Annotated in this window: 5 protein-coding genes; all 5 read right to left on the bottom strand. The window is 48.3% G+C overall.

Features of this window, described 5'->3' with window-relative positions:
* Positions 1-165: 165 nt before the first annotated feature.
* Positions 166-648, bottom strand: coding sequence for a cupin domain-containing protein (locus tag IQ254_RS30260; RefSeq protein ID WP_193969850.1), 483 nt, complete (start codon positions 646-648; stop codon positions 166-168).
* Between the two features lie 230 nt (positions 649-878).
* The gene (locus IQ254_RS30255; RefSeq protein ID WP_193969849.1) at positions 879-1,940 is read right to left on the bottom strand and encodes an NAD-dependent epimerase/dehydratase family protein; all 1,062 of its coding nucleotides are present in this window, start codon (positions 1,938-1,940) and stop codon (positions 879-881) included.
* 172 nt (positions 1,941-2,112) lie between these two features.
* Positions 2,113-2,421 carry a DUF2442 domain-containing protein gene (locus IQ254_RS30250; protein ID WP_193969848.1) on the bottom strand — a complete coding sequence of 103 codons (309 nt, stop codon included), beginning with the start codon at positions 2,419-2,421 and terminating at the stop codon, positions 2,113-2,115.
* Complete coding sequence (locus IQ254_RS30245; RefSeq protein WP_193969847.1) at positions 2,402-2,638, bottom strand: DUF4160 domain-containing protein; 237 nt, start codon at positions 2,636-2,638, stop codon at positions 2,402-2,404. The genes IQ254_RS30250 and IQ254_RS30245 overlap by 20 nt, the downstream gene beginning before the upstream one ends.
* A 178-nt stretch (positions 2,639-2,816) precedes the next feature.
* Positions 2,817-3,452, bottom strand: a complete 636-nt coding sequence (locus tag IQ254_RS30240; protein ID WP_193969846.1) for a glutathione S-transferase — start codon at positions 3,450-3,452, stop codon at positions 2,817-2,819.
* Between the last annotated feature and the right edge of the window lie 149 nt (positions 3,453-3,601).

Here is a 3,601-nt window from a genome sequence, read left to right as displayed (position 1 = left end):
CAATGTCAGAAATATCTCTCCGGCCTCCTGAATGCACTGCTCGACGGTTGCATTAGGAAAATTAAGCAGCGTATCTAGGTGAAAGTCCATGATGTCAATCCCCCTAAACGTAACTCATTATACAATTACCACCCTGGATCCGGAAGAGCCTCTTGATCGAAGGTTCTACAACTGCTCGCGGTCGTAATAGTCAACAGTGTCCTCAGCAAGAAACATTTTCCGAAGACCTTGCTCCCCGCGATTTCCGGTCACTATGAGAACTTTCTGAGAGTCCGGATACTCGCACGCCTCAACATCAACGAGCGTTGACAGCGCCAGGTAGCGCATGGTCGTCGTTCCTGTGTTGATGATTTGGTGAGCGACCTCTGCACCACCGGGAGGACAAGCGATTACATCATGCTTACGGATCGGATAGCGCTTGTCGCCGAACCTCAACTCACCTTCGCCTTCGAGGATCAGGAACATTTCTTCCTCACCATGGTGGTTATGAAATGGACACTGAGCCTTCCCAGGTGGCAAAACTGTCAAGTTGTAGCCTAGCTTCTTCGCCCCGATGTAGTCACTAATCTGTCCTCTACTTGAAGTGTAGAGACCGTTTTCCTCAACGTCGTCGAACTCGACCTGCTCAAGGTTCATGATGGGCTTCATTTCTTGATCCTCAAACGATTTGATTCTCTCGTCAGCGGTGAGCAGAGCGGGATTGATAGCTTCTGAACCTCGCGGCGGGGTTTATGACGGCTAAAACCAAATTGAGCGGCGACAGGTATGCTTGAAACAAAGCGAGAAGACTGTGTACGTCTGCTCCAATGACTTGTTGTGCTGCGCTTTTAGCCACATTCAATCAGGGGAGTAGCCTGTATGCTTCAAAAAGGAATTGATTATGTTTGTGCATGTTCATATTGCTGCATTTCGTGCCATTGACTCAGCAAATCCTGCTCTTTGTCAGAATCAAGACCTGCTTTCAGTTTTTCTTGAGAGTGATGAGTTTTGCGCCAACTTAACACATCTTGAATTGTCTGGCTCACTGGACGAAGCTTAAGTCCAGCCGTAAATGCTTGACTACAGTCTATGAACATAAAGCCTTTTAATTCTGACATCTCATCGGGTATCCAGAGGGGCACTTCACTCCACGGAGCCACTTGCTTTTGTACGAGGAACTCATCGCTCACCCACGTAAAGAGTGCGTCACTGTTGCTGACTGCTTTGCACTGCTCCAGAAAAGTTTTCATCGTCAGTTGGCTTGGCATTCCATTTACATTATTGTAGATACCTGTTGCCTTAGCTTCTATTTGGTTAAGAACCCATTCTGCTAGGTCTCGAACATCAATTAATTGAAGGTAACGATTGGGATTGCCCGGAGCCAATACTTCTCCTCCACAGGCTACCCGTACTACCCAATAGGTAAATCGATCCGTGTAATCCCCCACACCTACAATCAGTCCTGGACGCAAGATGAGCGATCGATTTGGCATGATTTCTTCGATTGCCTGCTCACACAAGACTTTTAAGCCACCGTACAAATCGCCATAGGTCATTGCAGAGACTTGTCCTGATGTATCGATTGCATTTGCTCTCTGCAATTGCTCGTCGGTTAATGTCACCAGAGATGAAGCTTCATCCACACCTGGAACAGTCACATCTGCATAAACAGAAAGGCTAGAAATAAACACATAGCGATCAACCAAATTCGCCAGAATTTCTGCGGATGCTCGGACAGAGCGGGGTAGGTATCCACAGGTATCAATCACAGCATCCCATTGATGACCTTGAAGTAGCGCTAAGTCATGATGGCGATCACCATAAATTGTTTCAACCCCTGAGAAAGCAGTCGATGAATGTTGTCCTCGATTAAACAGTGTGACTTCATGTTTATGAGCAAGAGCGATCGTCACCAAATGATGACCAAGAAATCGGGTTCCGCCAAGAATTAATAGCTTCATATGAGAATGCTCCTTTAATGATACATCCAGACCGCTTGACTCTAATTCTAACCAGCGATTTCCAAATGATTTCTCTAACCAACAATTCGAGCAGCCCAACGATTGAGTTCAACGGCGGCAAGAAAGCCTGGGCTATTACCAATAATATTTCGTCCGCCGTTGCAACGATTTGTTAGCCTGCTTCTGCACGGTGTGTAAGCCATCGCTGAAATGATTTCTGACTTTCCCCTGATGGTTGGCCTAAAATCATATTTTTAACGCTGATATCTTCGTCAAGCTGGTTCCAATGAATACCTTCACCCTTACCAATTAATCGCCAATTTTGACGCTCTTCCATAGAACCGTGTAATAGACGTGGATACCATGCTAGCGGTACAGAAATAGTTCGACCATCTGATAAATCAATAGATAAAGTGTCGTCTGTGATCTCAATAGCTCGAATTGTAGGTATATCTAGTAAGTCAATCATTAAAGAAGTCATTCCAGCCCTCTAATAACCTATCTTGATGTTCTTCGACCAGCTTTTGAATACGGTTGATCTCTTTACGACTAAATCCCCTATTACTTTGAAGCCGGACTGGGGTCAGCCAAAACTTTGCCTCATCTTGATCGCGTTCAACATGTATGTGGGGTGGTTCATCACGGTCTCCGGCATAGCAAAAGAAACGATATGGCCCAATTGTCAACAGGGTAGGCATTCAGGTGATGTTTGACTGTATCTCTAAAGGATAATCAGCGGAGACTTGAAAGCGCGTCAAAACTCATATCTCTTGATAGATCCTAACTTGGCTGTACCATGTGCAGTCTGGGAAAGGGAGCAGATAGATCTTTCAGGACTATCCATAGTCTGGGCTCGCTCGACCGCTTAGCGCGGGGTTAGCCGTCATGGCGATACGTGCTGTCACCGTGCGGGGCGGCGATGAACTCGGGTAGTGCTTCCACCTTTGCAGAGTAAGCAACTAGACACGGATAGTTGGAGGATGGCACAACCTCGGGGATCATTTGCTGCGTGAAGTGCCAAGCCACCGCCGCGCTCACACCGGCTTGCATGATGGTTTCGCTAGTGACGGCAAGCGGACGACGGGAAACCTCCTCCTCAAGTGCTTCATAGGCGGCGAGTAATTGTTCGGTGACACGAGCTAGCCACGGCTCGTACAGCTTCTCGGGGGGGCGCAAGTCCCGTTCGTAGACGATCTGAACGCTCTTCTCACAGGCTGCCAGTGCTAGCCCGATGACTCGCAGGTGATGTTGAAGCTCTTGGAGCGCTGTGGGCATAAGGTTTCGAGGACGCGCCAGCACTTCCGCGTACTGCAGGATCAGCGTGGAATCCATCAGCACCTTGCTGTCGTCGCACACAAACGTTGGTGCCTTGACGACGGGATTGATCTGCTGGAACTGTCCGAAGGTGTGAAATACCGACAACGACTGGTGCTCAAAGCGCAGGTCGAGCAGTTGCAGGGAGATGGCCACGCGGCGGACATAGGGCGAATCGAGCATTCCGATGAGTTGCACGGGGTATAGTCCTCTTCTGTCACGTCGGGTAAAGGAGGAGGTTTTAGATATATATCCCCCTCCCTCCCCTCAGAACCGTGCATACGACTTTCACCGTACACGGCTCAAGCAACGTCTTGAGATTCAGTGTCTCCGATTCTTAACAACCC

The sequence above is a fragment of the Nodosilinea sp. LEGE 07088 genome (assembly GCF_015207395.1).
Taxonomy (GTDB): Bacteria; Cyanobacteriota; Cyanobacteriia; order Phormidesmidales; family Phormidesmidaceae; genus Nodosilinea.
The sequence above is the reverse complement of the archived record's forward strand: the minus strand, read 5'-3'. Positions and strand labels throughout refer to the sequence as shown.